Origin of the sequence: Aliifodinibius sp. S!AR15-10 (assembly GCF_031569985.1) — a bacterium.
GTDB lineage: Bacteria > Bacteroidota > Rhodothermia > Balneolales > Balneolaceae > JAMQKA01.
On record NZ_JAMQKA010000047.1, the window covers coordinates 1 to 18,381 of the forward strand.

Consider the following 18,381-nt stretch of genomic DNA (forward strand, 5'->3'; position numbering starts at 1 on the left):
TTGGTTTATTAAGGTTAATTGTCACTCCTACGAATAATTACGTATTTAACTACGTAGTTCTTCGTATGCTTTGTATATACTACTCATGGCAGAAAAGTTCCGACTATTTTTGATCGAGAGGCCAAATCCATATTAAATTTTTTTTATATAGTTCGAGAAGCAGGAAATTGAGTGCTCTTGTATGGGCAGGGATAAATAATGAATAGAACGAGTTGATTATTTTAGGGCAGGGATGTTTTCAAAAAAAGCTGTTATATAATCACAACTCTTCTTAGTTTCCTTTCTATTTTTTTCAGACAGATAAATTGATAAGCTTACATGACAGTTCTATTCTGGTCCTTTGCGTTCTTCGTGGGCATAACACTGGCGACGTTTGTTGTTGATTATATCATTGCCGCACCCACCGCTTCAGGTCCCCAATCCGATCACTTTAACGGCAAGAAATTTTCCAATCCCAACGGCTCAAAAGCCCGAAGCATGCTCGATGTGCTGAAGTGGTCTCTGAGTGGAGACAAGGGAGAATGGCGAGATCTCACTCTGCAGGATGTTCCCTGCGGAGACGTTCCAGATGTCTCCGGTATTGATCGGGATGAAGCAGTGTTTACTTTTGTGAATCATTCCACATTTCTTATCCAAACAAACGGGATCAATATTCTGACCGACCCGATATGGAGCGATCGTGCGAGTCCGTTCCAGTGGATTGGTCCCAAGAGAATGCGTCCCCCGGGAATTAAATTCGAGGATCTGCCCGAAATTCACCTTGTGATGCTCAGTCACAACCACTACGACCACTTGGATGTCAACACGGTTATGGAGCTGAGCGAAAAACACGACCCACTGTTTATCGTACCCCTCGGCGTTGCCAACTATCTGGAGGAAAATGGCATTTACAACACCGTGGAACTCGATTGGTGGGAGCAACATGATTACAACCAAAACGTGTCAGTCAGCAGTGTTCCTTCACAGCATTTTTCGGGTCGTGGCCTGACCGATCGTGACAAGACCCTCTGGTGTGGCTATGTTCTGCAGCTGCCCAAAGGGAATATTTATTTTGCCGGCGACACCGGGTATGACGGCTTTTTTAAAGAGATCGGCCGCCGCTTTGCACCGATCCATACCGCTTTGATCCCGATCGGGGCCTACCGCCCGCGCTGGTTTATGCAGCCGATCCACGTCGATCCCGATGAGGCGGTGCATATCCACAATGACATCGGCGCCCGCCAGAGCATCGGCATGCACTTTGGAACCTTCCCGCTGGCCGATGACGGGATGGATGAGCCGATAAAAGACCTGGCCGAAGCACTCAAGAAGTACGGGGTCGCTGAAGAGGATTTTATAACAATGGAAGAGGGAACATCCCATCGCGTTTCGTTAAGTGCTCGAAAAGCTGTTGTTGGGTGAATTTAGAACTACCTAAAAGAGGGCTTTGAAATACTATGGTGTCATTGTGGGACCGCTCCCGAAGGTTCACTGAACCCCTTGCGGATGCTGGAGTAGATGGAGTAGCAAAAAGCAGAGATGAGTATGAGGGTGCACTTAGAACCAGGATTTACGGGACTCGAGGATGAACAGGATGTAATCTTTGTATAAGAAGTGAACTTGAGAAGGAATCCCGAAAATTCTTAATCCTGCCCATCCCAAGTGTGATATGTAAAATCAGCTGATTTTACTCACAAGATAATCGGCCATCACCGAAGCCTCTTGGCGACGACAGCTACTGTTTTGAGTTAGTCTTATCTTGAACTCAGGTTAATCTAAAAACGGATAATCCAATACAGGTAGAGAAGTGCAAATCCGGCCAAGAAGATCATACCGGCCCAGCTCAGCCATCGCAGCCACGGCTTTGGTTTGGTGCCGTCCGGCATCGTCTCTCCGGTTACCAATCGGTAATTAATATATGCCAGCACCGGCGCTGTCAGGAAGGAGAGCGTAGTGGCGAGGTCAATCATCACCGTAAACTGGTTGCCGAGGAAATAGAGTACGGCGATCGAGATCACCGGAATGCTGACCAGCAGGAGACGATAGGTGCTGAGCCCATTCCCCTCTGTTACCGTGTCGGGCATTAAAACCTGCAATATGCGGTTCATCACCCGGGGATAGGCATCGATCACGGTCAGGGTTGTGCTAAACATGGTGGTAAAAGCACAGATAATAATGACCAAATAGGCCCAGCTGCCAAGGCTTGTGGTATAGAGGCTGATGAGCTGATTTGCAAAAACAGCACCGCTCGAAGCGTACTCTTCACCACTTCCATACATTACCAGGGCCCCCAGAAGCAAAAATCCCAGGGCCAGAGTGGCGGCCCCTATATAGCCGATATTGAAGTCGAGCAATGATTCCTTGAGCTTGGGGCGATACTTCGTCTGCTTCACTCGTTCCAGGGACCAAAGCGAATGCCAGGCGGCAGCATCGATCGGGATCGGCATCCAGCCCATCAGGGCGATGAGAAAAGAGATGCCTGCAAAATCCCAGATATCCGGGTAGAAGTTGGCTCCGGTATGCTGTACCCCCTGGAACAGGGCCGCACCCAGAGCCACTACGGTTGATGCGGCAAGAATGACCATAATAAACTTTACCGATCCATCAAGGGCTGAGTATTGCCCCGACATCATGATTGCTACGCAAACAGCCATTAATATGGCACTCCAGGTGAGTGGGGAAAGCGCGATTCCAGTAAGCTCTGCAGCAAGGCTGGCGGTAACGACCGTAACTGCCGCTGTAATGATAAACATGGTTCCTATAGTAAATACCAAGAATATCCAGATAGCCCAGTTGCCGAGTCGCTTGTACCCCTCAATCATACTTTCACCGGTGGCGATAGCGTAGCGCGGGCCGTACTCCAGGAAGGGATACTTAAAAATATTAGCCAGTACGAGAGCCCAAATCATGGCAAACCCGTAGGTGGCTCCCGCACGTGTTGATTGTACCAGGTGAGATACCCCAATGGCAGCGGCCGCCATTAACAGTCCCGGACCAAGACTTTTCTTAATTGATTCCCACTTGTCTGTTTCCACATCCGACTCATTAGAATTAACAGGCTTCGTCTCCATAAATACTTTGGTTGTTTCCCAGCGTTTGCGCAACGATAATGATTATAATGGTGAAATAAAAAGACCCGTCGGAGAACCACATGCTTTGTGAGTGTTACTTCTTTAGAAAGATACCCATCCTAACTGATCGCTTTGTAAAGGGTGTAGCCACTTAGCAACATAATTGTAATACCGATCAAAACACTAAATGCCCGGGCCGGAATATGTCTGGCAAAATAGGCGGAAAACGGGGCGGCTAGTGCCCCTCCGAGGGCCAGTCCCAGGATAATGCGCCAGTTTATCATGCTGATGGAAAGTACAAACGTGAGTGACGAAGTAAGGGCAATGAAAAATTCAGCAAAATTGACCGTGCCCACTGCCAGCCTGGGGATACTGCCTTTGGCCACAAGCGTAGACGCCACAATCGTGCCCCATCCTCCCCCGCCGGACGAATCAAAAAAACCGCCAAAAAAACCCAGGGGTATGGTGTGATGATAAACCTTCTTTTCGGGACTTTTGCGAATAGCTTTATACAGAATATATCCCCCCATCACGAGCAGATACATCCCAACAGCTGTTTTCATAATCTGCATCGGTAACCAAACCAATACCAGGGCCCCGATCATGGCCCCAATCATACCGGGGAGGATCAGCTTTTTTACGAGTTCAATATCAACATTTCCGAAACCATAATGGCTGATACCGGAAACGAACGTTGTGGCCACCTCTGCAATATGGATGCTGGCACTGGCCTGAACAGGTGAAATGCCAATGCTAATTAGGAATGTGTTGGTACTGATTCCGTAGGCCATCCCCAATGTGCCGTCTATAAGCTGGGCTATAAAACCGATTAAAATAAATAGCAAGACTTCTTCAGTAAAAATGGATTCCAAAGGGATGGGCATATGATATAGAAATTGTGTTCAAGGGGGCCTCTCAAGAGGGATATGCTGTATGATGGAGAATCAAATTACATAAAAATATTTGTATTGTATTATTAAAAAACTCGTAATATTGAAGATATCACCAAGCAGAATGATCATCGTCCCCCCTACTGGTGTCCAGATTTAGAGAGGAAAAGAGTCCCAAAGCCCATGGTGATAACAGATTGCATTTGGCATCTGTTTTGACCCTGACCTAATTCTCTCAAGGTATGAGATTCTTTGCCAATGCCAATTTTGATTTCATAGGAAAGCGAGTCCTGGGATATACGTTGTCCGGGATTCTTTTGACAGCATCCCTGGCTGCTATCTTCGTCCGCGGCCTGCAATACGGCATCGACTTCCGCGGCGGTTCCGAGCTAGTAGTCGCCTTTGGGGAACCAGTATCGGTGATCGATGCGAGGACCGTACTTTCACAGGCGCTGGGATCTGAGCCCCAGGCACGCCTTTTCGGCTCCTCCGGCGAACTTCAGATACGAACCACGGATACAGAAGTCAACCTGTTGACCGAACAGGTGACCCGGGCGTTGACCGCAGCCTTCCCGGGCAACTCAGTTCAGGTTGTTAAGACAGATGTTATCGGCCCCGTTTTTGCCCAAGACATGCAGGAAGCAGCAAAGATGGCTACCCTGTTCTCTCTGCTGGTTATATCGATCTACATCTTCATCCGGTTTCGGACCTTCATCTTTGCTGTCTCTGTACTGGCTACTTTGATCCACGACATGATCATCATAATCGGGCTCTTTACACTGCTGAATGGCGTGCTGCCATTTAATATGGATATTGACCAGGTACTGATTGGTGCGTTTTTGACCATCATCGGCTACTCCCTAAACGACACGATTGTGGTTTTCGACCGGATACGTGAAAACAGGCTAATCCACAAAGAGATTTCCTGGGTGGAGATCGTGAACCGGAGCATTAATCAAACCATGAGCCGAACTGTAGTAACCTCACTGACAACCTTCATGGTGGTGGCTGTGCTCTTTCTTTTTGGCGGGGCCGTGCTGAAGGGCTTTTCTTTTGCACTGATGATCGGTATAGCCCTGGGCACCTACAGTACAATATTTATTTCCTGCCCGATGCTGGTGGACATGCGAAAACAAAAACAGGCAGAGATGCCAAGGAAAAAAGCAGAGATCAGGTCAAAAAGAGTCACGGTTCGAGGGATTGAAGGTTAAACGTTACAGGTTGAAGGTTCGGAGTTTACGCATTAAGGATTACGTATTACCAACTTACTACCTTCGATAATAAATTAACTTTACCTGAACTTAAATCTTCAAACTTAACACTTAAGACTGATTAAGTCGGGAGTGCAACCTCCCTCCCAGCACTCATCAATTCTTCATTCTAAATTTTTAATTCCTAATTCTTGGGACTAAACCGTTCCGGGCCCTCCATGACTACGCCCAGCGGTTCCAGTCGGTGTTGAATTTTGATGGTACCACTGTGTTCTTCCAGTACATCGTCCAGGCGCCGGTAGACCTGCGGAGCCTCATCCAGGCCGCCGCCGCGCAGTTCCACCCCTTTTTTTTCGAGCCAGTCATAGATCATCTGTGGTTTAACGGAAGCCTTGCTCAGATCCCGCCCCCGGTAGTCGCCCTTGGCCTGGGTACGAGACATTACCCGGCCGGCCCCGTGGATGGTGGAGTAGAGCGCTTTCTGGCTTTTCTCAGAATCGACACCTTCAATGATTACTGAGGTATCGCCCATGCTGCCCCCTACAAAACCGCGTTGGCCGGGGAAAGCGGGAGTGGCTCCCTTGCGAACGACGACCAGCTCATCCCCGTCGTGTTCTTCTTTCCAGGCAAAATTGTGGTTGTTGTGTACTTCGTCCAGGATCTCCGTACCGAAAGCGTCGGCCAATGTATAGCAGACCCATTCTCTGCCAAGATAAGCGTAGCGTCCGGCCAGGTTCATGGCGGCGAAATAGGCATCGCCGAGTGGGGTGTCCATGTCCAGAAGCACCTCTTTCTGTTCAAATTTGTCGTTCCACTCTTTTCCCTGTGATAGATTCATAAATCCCTGCGCGGTCTGGTATCCAAAGCCGCGGCTGCCAAAATGGACGCCGATCCAGATATATTCTTCCTCATCCCTGAACAGGTCTACGTAGTGATTGCCGGAGCCCACGGTGCCGAGTTGCTCACGGGCCTTCTTTTTGAGGTCTGATTTGATCTTTTCGTTCGGATAGGCCTCCCACTCAGCGGCATCGTAAAACTCGTGGTCTTTGGGAGCGTCGGGATTGGTGCCGCCCAGCCCGAACACGATGCGATCTTCAACGATATCAAGTGCCTCCGAAACATCGAAATCGTCGGCCTTTTGGTCCAGCTTTACGGCCATGTTTCCGCAACCAATGTCAAAGCCCACGCCCACTGGCGAAACCTTGTTATCATAAGCTGCCACACCGCCAATTGGCATGATATACCCAAGGTGACCGTCGGCCATGAGAGCCCCTCGTTCGGCACGCATCAGCACATTTTGATACTGGTCGAGCGTCTGCTCGTCGTGACTACCGAATATTGGATTGTTGGTTTCGTTTTTTTCAGACATAATCAGAATAGAACATGAGTTACAGAGTTTATATAATAAGTAAAATGGTCACCCAAATTGAAACGAATCAATTATAAAAAAAGGGTGTTTAACCAAGTACGTACGCTGGGTTAAGTTGAACTAAATTTTGGAGGTTCTGATATGATTACACGCGACATCATCCTGGATATTATTGCAAATGCCGGCGAACAAAGTATTTCGATATATCTGCCTACTCATAAAGCAGGTGAAGAAGTTCAACAGGATCCCATACGCCTGAAGAACATGCTAAGTGAAATTGAGAATAAACTATCTGCTTCCGGAATGAAGCAGCCTGAAATTGACCAGCTGCTCGAGGAACCACGGGAGCTGCTTAACCAGCCACTATTCTGGCAACATAGTGACCAAGGTCTCGCTCTATTTATAACGCAAGACTATTTTGAACATTTCCGAGTGCCGCTTGATTTTAAACAGCGTTACCTGATCGACAGCTATTTTCTTGTGACCCCCCTGCTGCCAATGATTTCACTTGAAGGAACATATTGCCTGTTAACCGTCAGTCAAAAGAATGTCCGCCTGCTCAGAGCAACACGTGATTCAGTGAATGAGATCGCATTGAAAGATTCGCCGACCAGCATAGAAGAATTCAAGAAATTTGATGTCGTGGAGCGTAACCTGCAGCACCATTCGGGACAGGGACAAGGCGCCGCTATTTTCCATGGACAGGGTTCAGGCAATGACTACGACCGGAAAATGGTGGACGAATACCTGAAAACGATTGAGACCGAGGTGACCAGCCTCTTGCGAAAACGTAATGATCCGCTGATCCTGGCGGGAGTGGATGAAGCTACCTCGATCTATAAAAAAGCCAATCACTACAACCGGTTGCTGGATTCGACTATAAAGGGCAATCCCGACCCGAAAAGTAATGAACAGATCCGTGATGAGGGGTTTGAGATCATCAAATCCTATTTCCTGAAGGATATGTATGCCGATATCGAGCGTTTTGGTGACCTGTCCGGCACGATGAAACGGTCCGAAGATCTCTCCTACATTGTGGAAGGGGCTTACTACGGAAAAGTTGATTCCCTGTTCATCCCGATCGGGGAGCACAGCTGGGGACGTTTTGACGAGCACAACGACGTAGTTCACCTAAGCCAGGAACAGAGAAACGGGGGGCACGACCTGATCAACCTGGCCGCCATCAAAACGATTACGCAGGGCGGCGATGTCTACGCCCTGAAACGGGAAGAGATGCCCAACAGCTCCTATATAGCGGCTATCTTCCGGTATTGATAAGATAGAGGAAGTCGTGATAAGGCCTATCTGTAGCGCGGGAATTAATTCCCGCGCCAGTGATGGGCGGGTGGATTTGATTCAGCTTATACAATTAAAGTTGTTGTTTAAACAATTCGATTTATTAATTCTAATCTGAGTTCGACGTAAGAATTATTCAAAATAATCGCAGTCATTGCCAGGAGGCTTTGGTAATGACCGATTATCTTGCATGTAAGATCAGTTAATCTCACATTTCACCCATTGGAATCAGGATGTACAGGATTAAAGGATTTTCGGGACTCCCTCTCGGGTAAACATCAAACTTATCGAAAGAAGGGCTATGAGCATGTGCGACGCACTTCCAAAGTGCGTCGCACATTGTTTTTAATACCATCCAAGCTTAAAACCCCACCGCCCGATATCATAAACAAAGGCCAATCCCCAGTAAAACACGAAGTAAGCGCCGCCGCCCAGCAGTGCCATTGCCGTAAGCATGCGCGGCTGGTTGGGTTTTTCCGTTGACCAGTGCATCATCCGTTCCCCGGCAAAGTATACGAGGCTGAAGAACAGGAGCAGTAACACCGTTATTTGCCCGAGTCCGTGAATAGCCATCACAATGGCGCCATAGGTGGGGCTTTCGGCCGTTGCGGCATACGCGAGAAATTGACGGAATACCGGGAACGGGCGGCCTACGGCAAACAGGCCTACCAGGAATCCCATGAGGGCTACTTTGGTTGTCGGGGAGCTGAAGAACTGGCGCGTTAACGGGGAGAATCGTTGCGTTAGTTTCTTGAAGAAGCCGAGCTCCAGGAATCCCCAGAAGATCATGGCCACGCCGATAATTGAAAACACGGCCTGGGCTTGCGCAATGCGGACAGGGCGCTCATTAATGGCAGAGACCCCCTCCGGTCCCAGGAAACCGACGAAGATGCCGTAAGCAGCACCCACCAGCACGACTGGCGTTACAAAAGCGATGATCGCAGAAATAGCCGACTGCCGCGTGGTTGCTTTATCTGTGGAGCAGGCAAGCCCCGGAATCATGGCAAAAGCCACGCAGTTACAGGCCGTAAAAGTGGCTGCCAGTCCGGCAATGGCGGCAAAGATAAATCCAAAACCGCTGCCGTTTTCATTGTACGTTCCGGCCAGAGACTCCGTATTTCCAATGGTATTTCCGGCCACGATATTTTTCCCAAACCCATCCACCAGGTGGTAGTTCCAGAACCCGGCGATGATGATTCCAAGTGCCATGATTCCAAAGCCCCATAGCAGTCGTTTTTTTGTGGAGTACTCCCTCAGAAAGGAATCCTCGACAGTTTCTGTGTGCTTGGTTGTCATAATTGAATCCCTGCGATGTTGTTATAGGTCGATCTTTCAAGGTAAGATACGGAAAAGGTTCTGTAAAATGAGAATACGAGAGGGTTGAAACATTGAGTTGTTGATGGTTAAGTCGAAAGTCAAAAAGTCAAAGGTCAGAAGGTTTAAGGTTGAAAGCTGTTGAAGTGTTGAGACGTTGAGTTGTTGAGGTGTTTAGATGTTGAATTGTTTCTATTGCTTGGTACCGTTCGCTCTGCGGCGGTACCCCAGATTGGCGCTCTGCGTCCGACACTTCCATGTCAACGAGTTTAGTCTGACAATTTGCAGTTTGGTTGGGGCACGATGCATCGTGCCCTTACCATTTATCACTTAGAACTTTATTGCTCCCCAAATGGGGTTTACCCTCCTGCACTTTCAGTGCAGAACGTTAGTGTTTCAAAAAATTAAAGCGAGCGAGTTCCCCTGTTTTTTGAGGCGAGTATGGCTGGTCGTATTGTACTAGCACGAAATTCCCCTTCGAAGGGGGGACATGAATTCGGCCATGGCCGAAGAAAAGGGGGATGTGCTGCTCTCCCCAGGGGCTGTAAACGTCTGGCTGTGGCAGTAGCCTTTTTTATAGTTGTCGGGAAATAAGTTGCCCATCAGTTCATGGTGAAACTTACCCACTTTATCTCTACCACAGCATTTTCCCTACTATATGGCTCCAATTCATATACTAATATGGTTTGGAAGCATATAGTAATATGGAGGTGATCCATATAGGTATATGGATCCAATTCTTATAGTAAGGAAAATTCAAATTTCATTACTATGGGAATCAAAGCTTCATAGTAATGTGAGTTGGATTCTCATAGTAAGGAGAAGATAAACCACATAGTAATGTTAATCACCTTTACATAGTAAGGAGAATTTGATTAACGTAGTTAACGTCAGTTCGACATAAAAACTGTCATTGCAAAGTGGAAAGCCCTTGGTAACAAAGATCTATCCCGCTGGTCGAAATGATGACGAGGTGAAGTGGCTTGGTGATTAATGCTCCCCAAGTTCAATATCATACCCTTAATCGTCATTTCGAATGGAGTTTGCATAACGAGAAATTTTCCATGTAAAGGGCCAAATTTCGTGAAAACAGCTTCGGTCCCATCAATACCTCCATAGTAGTAAGCTTTTTACAGATAGCGTTATTTTAAATATGATTGTCCTGGTTTCAAATGTAGTCCTCATTGAGGAAGATCTCTCACTCACGTTCAAAATGACGTTTGCATGGGGGAGCTTTGGATATAGTTTGTGGCCAGCTTTGTAAAGCTATACCCTAACACGTGAACAGTCATCTCGACCAGCGGGAGAGATCTTCCCGCGAAAAGGCAAGAGTTTGGAGAAGAGCTACTAATCTCCAAAATAAAGCTTTCACCATTTCAAATCATTACCGAATAAGGCTATAATGTTGCAGGTGCAGCCCACTTGGAAGTGGACCGCACCAGTGTAAGTCCGCTTTTTAAAATATTTTTCAAGCCCTGCCTTTACTATTAGGTTTTGATTCAGGTACTTCATAAAACAGTAATGAAAATCAAGCAAACGCACTATTATGGCAATAAAAAGGGGTCTTTTACTTTTTCTGTTTCTGTTGGTCACCACCGGGCTTTCTGCTCAAAATCCGGCCGATGCGGTGGCGGAGATGGATTACTACCTTCCGCAGGATGTAACCTATGATTCATCTATACCCACCCCTGAGGAAGTGCTGCATATGGTGCCGGGTGAGTGGCATGTGCGGCACGATCAGCTGGTAAAGTATATGTACGCCGTTGCGGAAGCTTCTGATCGCGTGGCTATCCGGGAGATCGGTCGTACCTATGAAAACAGGCCCTTGCTGGTTCTTACGGTCACATCCCCATCGAACCATTCCAATATTGAGCAGATCCGACAAAACCACCTGGCGCTGTCCAAGCCTGATCGTTCCGGCAATTTCAATGTCGAGGAGATGCCGGTGGTACTCTATATGGGGTACAGTATCCACGGGGATGAATCGAGCGGTTCGAACGCGGCCCTGCTGGTGGCCTACTACCTGGCGGCGGCACAGGGACCCGGTATCGAGCAGACTCTCCGAAACAGCGTCATTTTGCTTGATCCCAGCCTGAATCCCGACGGACTAAACCGCTTTGCTCACTGGGCGAACACGCATAAAAGCGAAACGCTGGTGGATGATCCCAACAACATGGAGCAGAATCAGCCCTGGCCTTCGGCGCGTACTAACCACTACTGGTTTGATCTGAACCGCGACTGGATGCTGGTGCAGCATCCCGAAAGCCAGGCCCGTATCGACATATTTCACCAGTGGAAGCCGAATATCCTGACCGACCATCACGAGATGGGTACCAACTCCACCTTTTTCTTCCAGCCCGGCGTACCCTCACGGACGCATCCCCTGACGTCGGATCGCAATCAGCAGCTGACGGAAGCGATCAGTGAATATCACGCAGAAATCCTTGACCAAAACCAGCGGCTCTACTACAGCCAGGAAAACTACGATGATTTTTACTACGGGAAGGGCTCCACCTATCCCGATATAAACGGCAGTATCGGCATCCTGTTTGAGCAGGCCAGCTCGCGGTCGCATGCCCAGGAGAGCATCCACGGCGTGCTGAAGTTTCCATTTACGATAAAGAATCAGTTTTTGAGCACCCTGTCTACATTGGAAGCCGCCCAGAGCTTACGACCCGAAATCCTGAATCACCAGCGTACCTTTTTCCGGGAGGCACGCCAGCAGGCCCAACGCTCCAACATCACGGCCTATGTTTTTGGAACGCACCACGATAGGGCCCGAAGCTACCGAATGGCCGAGATGATGCGGCGCCACGATATCGATGTCTATACACTCGGGCAAAGCGTAAATGCCAATGGGCGCATATTCCAGGCTGGCTCATCCTATATTATTCCCACAAATCAGTACCAGCACCAGTTTATCGACGCCCTGTTTGAGCGGCGTACTTCTTTCCCAGACAGTCTTTTTTATGATGTTTCGGCCTGGACCATGCCCTACGCTTTTAACCTGCCTTTTGCAGAGCTGGACAGTCGCCAGTTTAGTAGCAGTCAGATCGGTGATATAGTGGATATTGAGCAACCGCCGGCAGGTACCCTCGTGGGAGGGCGTACGGACTATGCCTATGTGTTTGAATGGGATGAATACTATGCCCCGCGTGCCCTGTACCGAATTCAGAAAGAGGGCGTCCGGGCAAAAGTAGCTTCAAAATCCTTTACCGCTGTAACGGCCAACGGCGTACACCAGTTTGACTACGGTAGCATCGTGATTCCAGTCGGTCCGCAAGATGTAGAGGCACAGGTGATTCACCAATGGGCACAGGCGGCTGCCAAAGAGGATGGACTTACCGTGTATGCGGTAAGCACGGGCCTTACTCCATCCGGTGTTGACCTGGGAAGTGGTTCTTTTGAGGATCTGGATCTTCCCTCGGTAGCTATCATTACCGGGGATGGAGTCAACGCCTACGAAGCGGGGGAAGCCTGGCACCTGCTCGATCAGCGGTACGAAATGCCGACCACACTGCTGACTAAGCAGCGCCTGGCATCTGCAGATATCAGTCGATATAGTGCCATTGTAATGGTTGACGGAAGTTATAGTGATATCTCAAACCAAACGACCCGGAAGTTGAAGGAATGGGTGCGAAGTGGAGGCACCCTTTTAACGATCAAAGATGCGGTGGAATGGGCCGAGCGGAGCAAATTGGCCAAAGTGGAATTTGTGGAGGAAGAGAACAATGATGAACAGGCACCCGATCCCAAACCTTATGCCAACATGAGCAGAAACCGGGGAGCTCAGTATATCGGCGGTTCCATTTTTAATGCTGAACTGGATCTCACTCACCCACTGGGATACGGGTATAATGATGCTGAAATCACCGTTTTCAGGAACAGTACGCTCTTTATGGAGAAGGCTGAAAATCCCTATGCCACACCGCTGCGGTATAAAGAAAATCCCCTGGCCAGCGGGTATATTTCAAATGAGAACAGCGAGAAGTTGAGCGGCACAGCGGGAATCATAGTCAGCAGCCTTGGCAGTGGTAATGTGATTGCGATGACCGACAACCCCAACTTCCGTGCTTTCTGGTATGGCACTAATAAGTTGTTTGTGAATGCCATCTTTTTCGGAGAAACGATCAGTGGAGCATCTACGAGCAGGTATTAGAAGGGTTCACTTATAAAGGTCAAAGGCCTCTCAGCAAGGCAAACAGCCGTTGATACTTTCTCTAAATTTGATCAACGGTTTCGTTCCTCGCGAGATCTCCGACAGCTGTCGGAGGTGTGGGATGACTGAGTGCTTTTATAAGCTTATCACTATAAATCCATCTCCACACGGTAGGTTTCTCCAAATTCAGTGATGGTTACCGGGTGATCAAAGACCGAACTTACCACTTCCGAAGTAAGCACTTCCTGTTTGGGACCGGAATAAGCTGCCCGCCCATCCCTTAATAAAATTACCTTTTGGATCTCCGGAATCACCTCCGAGACATGGTGCGTAACGATAATTACGGTGGTCCCCTCTTGGGCAATATCCTGGATAAGCTTCAGGCAGTTTTGCCGGGCCACGAAATCGAGCGCCGTCGTGGGTTCATCCAGTATAAGCATGTCGGGATTGGTAACCAGTGCCCGCGCTATGAGCACCCGCCGTTTCTCTCCAGCCGACATCTGGTTCAGGATACGGTCGGCCAGGTAAGTGGATTCGATCTTTTCAAGGGCCTGTGCAGCTTTTTCACGCATTTCGTCAGTGGTATCGTAGTGCTCAAACAGCTGCATGCTGGAGAAAAAACCGGACATTACCACCTCGCGTCCGGTCAGGTAGCCTTTCTTCAGGTTGTGGACAATTTCGTATTCCAGGTCGGCGGACACGATGCCGATCCGTTTTCGCAGTTCCGAGACCTTCCAGCGATGCTCACCGAACACCCGGATCACGGGCTTTCCGTCCTTTGGTGCCAGTGGGTGTAGTTGGTGCGTCAAAAGCTGAATCAGGGTTGACTTTCCCGAACCGTTGGGTCCCACGATGGCGGTATGCTCCAACTGGTTGATAGCCAGGGAAAAATGGTCCATCACTTTGTTGTCCCCGCGGTAGACGGTGGCGTTGTTTACTTCTAAGATGGGTTGCTGGTGGGAATTATTCATGTTATAAATGCTATCGGACGATATATAATGTAATGATTATTTGTACCTTAAAATCCCCCGAGAGATTAAACTGTTATATCATCAAAAAGCTCATCCAGTGACACTGGTAACTGTATAATCTGTTCTCTTGCCGGTACCTCTTGGAGGTTCAGTGAAACATAGTCCCGAATATCAAAATTTTGAGGATCACTTTCAGAATAGATCGTGGCATTTGGTGAGGTTTCTTCTGCCAGCAGATCGAGATTTACCTCTATGAGTCCCACGTTCAGCTTGTTACGGTTGAGGACTGCCACAAGCCGGGTGCCGCCAAACGGTGTCCCGTGGAGCCCTAAAGCCACCCGGTGGTTACTTTTGACGTTAAAAATACAGAAATAGTGCGCAAGTGGCAGGTCAGTGGGACTGTTGTTGAACTCAATGAACTGCCCTTGGCCACTTTCTGCTCTCCAGATAGCGTTGAGCATGGTAGTCAACCACTGCCGCAATCCCGAATCGGTTGTATTTTTACCGGCAAACCCCCGTTCCTCCCAATAATGAAATTCCCGCTCAGGATGCCGGGATGGTATTTTCAAGATTTCGGGTGGTTCTTCCAGGCGTTCCGGTTTGTTTTGTTCTGAAGTGCGATACCAGAAATCGTTGATTCCGTTACTCATCAGCAGGTATGGCGCGTTTACCGAGCGGTTGTATCGTGCCGTTTGTTCAGCCACTTTTTCAGAGATCGGGACGCTCTCTGCCTTGCATTCAATAAGGATCCTGGGCTCAAAATTCTGGTCATAGCAGATAATATCGGTGCGCCTTTGTGTCTGGTCTTTTGGTCGCAGTGCTTCTTCAGTTGATATCCTGTGCTTCGACCACCCGGCGTCAATGAGTGCCTCTATAATACGGAGACGAACCCGCTCTTCCGGTCTATTTTTGAGCGCTTTTTTGTGGATGGGATTCCAAAGCCGTTTTTCGTTTTCCCTCCATACTACCTGGGGAAAGTGATGTTGGGCTAAACCGGGCATACGGTTATGAATTTGATTCAATATTCAGCTCTTATTGTAGAGATTTTTTTTAAACGAGCAAACTATTTAGCGAATTAGGAATAAGATGGGGTTCACCTCCAAGGTGGGCTCCACATCTTGGATTGAATCCAAGATTTAAACTAACTGAGGGATTGCTTACTTCCGGCCTCGGTAAAGCTTCCTGGGATGGCTTATAAATCACAAGGTCGAGCAGATTAAGAATTGTTCGAGACAGTTGGCAAGTGTTGAGCGAAGCTGAGTTCTTTCAATAAATAAAAAGAAAACCCTCCAAGGGTTAAGCACCTTGAAGGGCTGTAAAGAAGAATTAGTTAGCCTCAACCTTTTCGCCGTTCTCCTTGTCAATCTGGCGGTTAATCATAAGCTGCTGGATGATGGAGACAACGTTGTAGATCAGGTAGTAGAGGCTGAGTCCCGCTGCAAAGTTGTTGAAGATAAACAGCAGCATCACGGGCAGCAGGTACTGGAACATCTTCATCTGGCCGGCGCCCATGCCTCCACCGCCACCGCCCATGCCACCACCCATTCCTCCGGTGATTTTACTTTGCGCTACCATGGCAGCAGACATCAGCAGCACGAAACCAGCAAGTTGATCGCCCAGAAACGGGATGCTGAACGGCAAACCCAGGATATAGTCGGGTGCAGAAAGGTCGGCTGCCCAGAGGAATTCCTCTTGCCGGATCATGATAGAGTTCTGGAAAAATCGCCACAGGGTAATCAAAATGGGGAACTGCAGGAGATTGGGCAGACAGCCGCCAAGCGGATTGACTCCTGCTTCTTTGTAGAGTTTAAGCGTTTCCTTCTGCTGTTTTTCCGGTTTATCCGAATATTTCTCCTGTATCTCTTTCATTTTCGGCTGCAGCTCTTTCATCGCCGCCATACTCTTATAGCTCTTCTTGGTCAGCGGATAGAGTACAACTTTTATCAAGATGGCAAACAGGATGATGCCCATCCCTATACTCATGTAGTCGCTTACGAATCCAAAGAATGGAATCACGATGAAGCGTACCAGTGGATCAGAGAACCACCGGATCCAGCTCCAGCCGACATCCACCATATCATAGGCTGCGGAATCAAACTTTTTCAGTGAATTATAGGCCAGCGGTCCTACATACATGCGATATTCGACCAGCCCGTTTTCAGGGATGTCACTTTTGATATAAGACTCGTAATGGTGGCGCGTATTGGGGTTATCCACAGCCCCGCTGACCTCCCCGATCAGCAGTGCCCCCTCGGTGGGCGTTTCGGGTTCAATGACCTGTGCGAAGAATTTCGTTCTCGTGGAGACCCAGTCGATATCGCCGTTGAAATTTCGTTCCTCGCGCCCGGCTTCGCTGATCAGCAGCTGTTCCATCTCGCCGCCCAGGTAGGCATAGGCAGAAGCCTGCGGCCCTTCAATCGTATGATCTTTTTCCGTAAAATTGATTCTTGGCTCCCATCCGAAGTCCACTGTACCGCCAATAATATTGCGATCCAGTCCAGAGAATTCGATGGAAAGATCCATTTCGTAAGAATCGCCCCTCAGGGTATAGGTGTAGAGGATCTGGCCACCGTTTTCCAGGTTTAGCGCGTACTGCAGTTCCCTGGTTTCCCCCTCCTCAAGTTGCAGTGTACTACCTTGCGTTACCTGCTCAAAGAGGATATCGCTCGTCTCGACATTATAATTCTCATTCGAAAGGAAGCCCAGTGTGTAGGCAGACTGCGTAGTGTCGGCAATCATCTGCACCGGCTGGTGGTTCCAGGTTTCGTATCTTTTGAGCGTAAATTTAGCGGGTCCCGCCCCCACGTTGGTGAACTCTACCGTGTAAAGCGGGGTTTCTACCGTCACTTTCGCAGTGTCTGATACCCCGGACTGCCCGAACATGCCCATTTCACTGGGCTCCTCCTCGTCTCCACGGAGGGTCTGTTGTCGGGGTTGCTGCTGTTGCTGTCCGGTATCGGGATCTGTTTCAGTAACTTGTTGTCCCTGCTGCCGGGCTATGGAGTCGGCACTGGCCTGGGCGGCAGCTATGCTATCCTGCCTTGCCTGTTCAGCCTGCCTGCGTTGCATCTCCTCTTGCGTGGGCATGGTAAAATAAAACCACGCCAACATTATGAGAAAGATTAGAATGAGTCCGGTTGCTGTATTACGATCCAAAGTTATCCTTTTTCAGGTTTTGTAAATTCTTGTTTTGATTTGGGAACGGGATCAATGCCACCTTTGCTCCAGGGATGACAGCGGGCAATACGCTTGATGGTAAGCCAGCTTCCCTTGAGGGCGCCGTGCTCTCGCAGTGCTTCTATACCGTATTGACTACAGGTGGGATGATACCTGCAACTGCTGGGCAGATAAGGAGAGATAATCAATTGATACAGACGTACAAGTCCGATTAGCAGGTACTTCATGAACCCGGTTCGATCAATGGGAGAAGGTGTTGTTGGGTTCGCTGGAGCAGGTCAATCACCTGGTCCTGAACCGCGTGAAATTCCATTTCAATGGTTTTGGCCATCAAAACGCCGTGAAAACTATATGATGTTCGTTCAAAAAGGGGTGTCAAAATATGTTGATTAAGCCGATAGGCTTCCCGAAGCAAACGTTTCACTCTGTTTCTTTTTGTTGCCTTGCCGAGGGTTTTTTTAACAATAAATCCCATCAGGCAACCATCATTGAGATCAGAATAGATGCGAAAACGCAGGTCTACTAACTCGTTTCGAAATGTCGTGGCCCCGGGTTGAAAGAGGCGCTGAAAATTTTTTCGCCCCCTCAGGATTTTAGCTCTAGGCAAGCTAAAATCCCTGTTGGTGGACGATGATAATTCGTTACTTCGGTCCTTTTTCATCACTAACGGTTGCGCTGTGTCGTCCCTTCTTTCGCCGACGTTTCAGCACTTTTTTACCGTTTTTGCTACTGTTGCGCTTGCGGAATCCATGCTTATTTTTCCGCTTGCGACTGCTTGGTTGATACGTGCGTTTCATGGTGAAACAATTCTTTTATGAAAACTCCAGTTTAAAGAGACCCATAACATAAGGATTTAATAGGACAATAAGAACCCCTAGTTATCGGTTTTATTGATCTGTGTTACCATAATGAATACGAACCGAATTTATTCTGTTAAATTCTCG

Annotated in this window: 14 protein-coding genes; 4 read left to right on the forward strand and 10 right to left on the reverse strand. The window is 48.5% G+C overall.

Annotation, left to right across the window (positions count from 1 at the left end):
- The first annotated feature begins 318 nt into the window (after positions 1 to 318).
- The gene (locus NC796_RS21080; protein ID WP_310687494.1) at positions 319 to 1,401 is read left to right on the forward strand and encodes an MBL fold metallo-hydrolase; all 1,083 of its coding nucleotides are present in this window, start codon (positions 319 to 321) and stop codon (positions 1,399 to 1,401) included.
- A gap of 353 nt (positions 1,402 to 1,754) precedes the next feature.
- Here the strand turns inward: NC796_RS21080 and NC796_RS21085 are convergent, their stop codons facing one another.
- Positions 1,755 to 3,083 carry an Nramp family divalent metal transporter gene (locus tag NC796_RS21085; RefSeq protein ID WP_310687496.1) on the reverse strand — a complete coding sequence of 443 codons (1,329 nt, stop codon included), beginning with the start codon at positions 3,081 to 3,083 and terminating at the stop codon, positions 1,755 to 1,757.
- 86 nt (positions 3,084 to 3,169) lie between these two features.
- Positions 3,170 to 3,934 (reverse strand): sulfite exporter TauE/SafE family protein, encoded by a 765-nt coding sequence (locus NC796_RS21090; protein ID WP_310687498.1) that lies wholly within the window; start codon positions 3,932 to 3,934, stop codon positions 3,170 to 3,172.
- A 248-nt stretch (positions 3,935 to 4,182) separates the two neighbouring features.
- Here NC796_RS21090 and secF point away from each other — a divergent pair, with 248 nt between their 5' ends.
- On the forward strand, positions 4,183 to 5,151 hold the full coding sequence (gene secF, locus NC796_RS21095) for a protein translocase subunit SecF (protein WP_310687500.1): 969 nt from the start codon (positions 4,183 to 4,185) through the stop codon (positions 5,149 to 5,151).
- A gap of 184 nt (positions 5,152 to 5,335) precedes the next feature.
- Here secF and NC796_RS21100 read toward each other — a convergent pair whose 3' ends face one another.
- On the reverse strand, positions 5,336 to 6,520 hold the full coding sequence (locus NC796_RS21100) for an RtcB family protein (RefSeq protein ID WP_310687502.1): 1,185 nt from the start codon (positions 6,518 to 6,520) through the stop codon (positions 5,336 to 5,338).
- Positions 6,521 to 6,661: 141 nt separating this feature from the next.
- On the opposite strand from NC796_RS21100, the gene NC796_RS21105 reads away from it, so the two are divergent.
- Positions 6,662 to 7,795, forward strand: a complete 1,134-nt coding sequence (locus NC796_RS21105) for a hypothetical protein (protein WP_310687505.1) — start codon at positions 6,662 to 6,664, stop codon at positions 7,793 to 7,795.
- A gap of 366 nt (positions 7,796 to 8,161) precedes the next feature.
- Here NC796_RS21105 and NC796_RS21110 read toward each other — a convergent pair whose 3' ends face one another.
- Positions 8,162 to 9,112 carry a sulfite exporter TauE/SafE family protein gene (locus NC796_RS21110; protein ID WP_310687507.1) on the reverse strand — a complete coding sequence of 317 codons (951 nt, stop codon included), beginning with the start codon at positions 9,110 to 9,112 and terminating at the stop codon, positions 8,162 to 8,164.
- A gap of 1,564 nt (positions 9,113 to 10,676) precedes the next feature.
- Between NC796_RS21110 and NC796_RS21115 the strand changes: the two genes are divergently transcribed.
- The gene (locus NC796_RS21115; RefSeq protein ID WP_310687509.1) at positions 10,677 to 13,289 is read left to right on the forward strand and encodes a M14 family zinc carboxypeptidase; all 2,613 of its coding nucleotides are present in this window, start codon (positions 10,677 to 10,679) and stop codon (positions 13,287 to 13,289) included.
- 149 nt (positions 13,290 to 13,438) lie between these two features.
- On the opposite strand, the gene NC796_RS21120 is transcribed toward NC796_RS21115, so the two are convergent.
- The 6 genes from NC796_RS21120 to rpmH all read right to left on the reverse strand — a co-directional run bounded on the left by NC796_RS21120 (position 13,439) and on the right by rpmH (position 18,234).
- The gene (locus NC796_RS21120; protein ID WP_310687511.1) at positions 13,439 to 14,260 is read right to left on the reverse strand and encodes an ATP-binding cassette domain-containing protein; all 822 of its coding nucleotides are present in this window, start codon (positions 14,258 to 14,260) and stop codon (positions 13,439 to 13,441) included.
- Between the two features lie 65 nt (positions 14,261 to 14,325).
- A complete protein-coding gene (locus tag NC796_RS21125; RefSeq protein WP_310687513.1) occupies positions 14,326 to 15,261 on the reverse strand; it encodes a type I restriction enzyme HsdR N-terminal domain-containing protein in 936 nt (311 codons plus the stop codon).
- Between the two features lie 325 nt (positions 15,262 to 15,586).
- Positions 15,587 to 17,416, reverse strand: a complete 1,830-nt coding sequence (yidC, locus tag NC796_RS21130) for a membrane protein insertase YidC (RefSeq protein ID WP_310687515.1) — start codon at positions 17,414 to 17,416, stop codon at positions 15,587 to 15,589.
- 2 nt (positions 17,417 to 17,418) lie between these two features.
- Positions 17,419 to 17,664 carry a membrane protein insertion efficiency factor YidD gene (yidD, locus tag NC796_RS21135; RefSeq protein WP_310687516.1) on the reverse strand — a complete coding sequence of 82 codons (246 nt, stop codon included), beginning with the start codon at positions 17,662 to 17,664 and terminating at the stop codon, positions 17,419 to 17,421.
- Positions 17,661 to 18,044, reverse strand: a complete 384-nt coding sequence (rnpA, locus tag NC796_RS21140; RefSeq protein WP_310687518.1) for a ribonuclease P protein component — start codon at positions 18,042 to 18,044, stop codon at positions 17,661 to 17,663. The genes yidD and rnpA overlap by 4 nt, the downstream gene beginning before the upstream one ends.
- Positions 18,045 to 18,078: 34 nt before the next feature.
- Positions 18,079 to 18,234: a 50S ribosomal protein L34 gene (gene rpmH, locus NC796_RS21145; protein ID WP_310687520.1), complete on the reverse strand. Its 156-nt coding sequence runs from the start codon at positions 18,232 to 18,234 to the stop codon at positions 18,079 to 18,081.
- Positions 18,235 to 18,381: the final 147 nt, after the last annotated feature.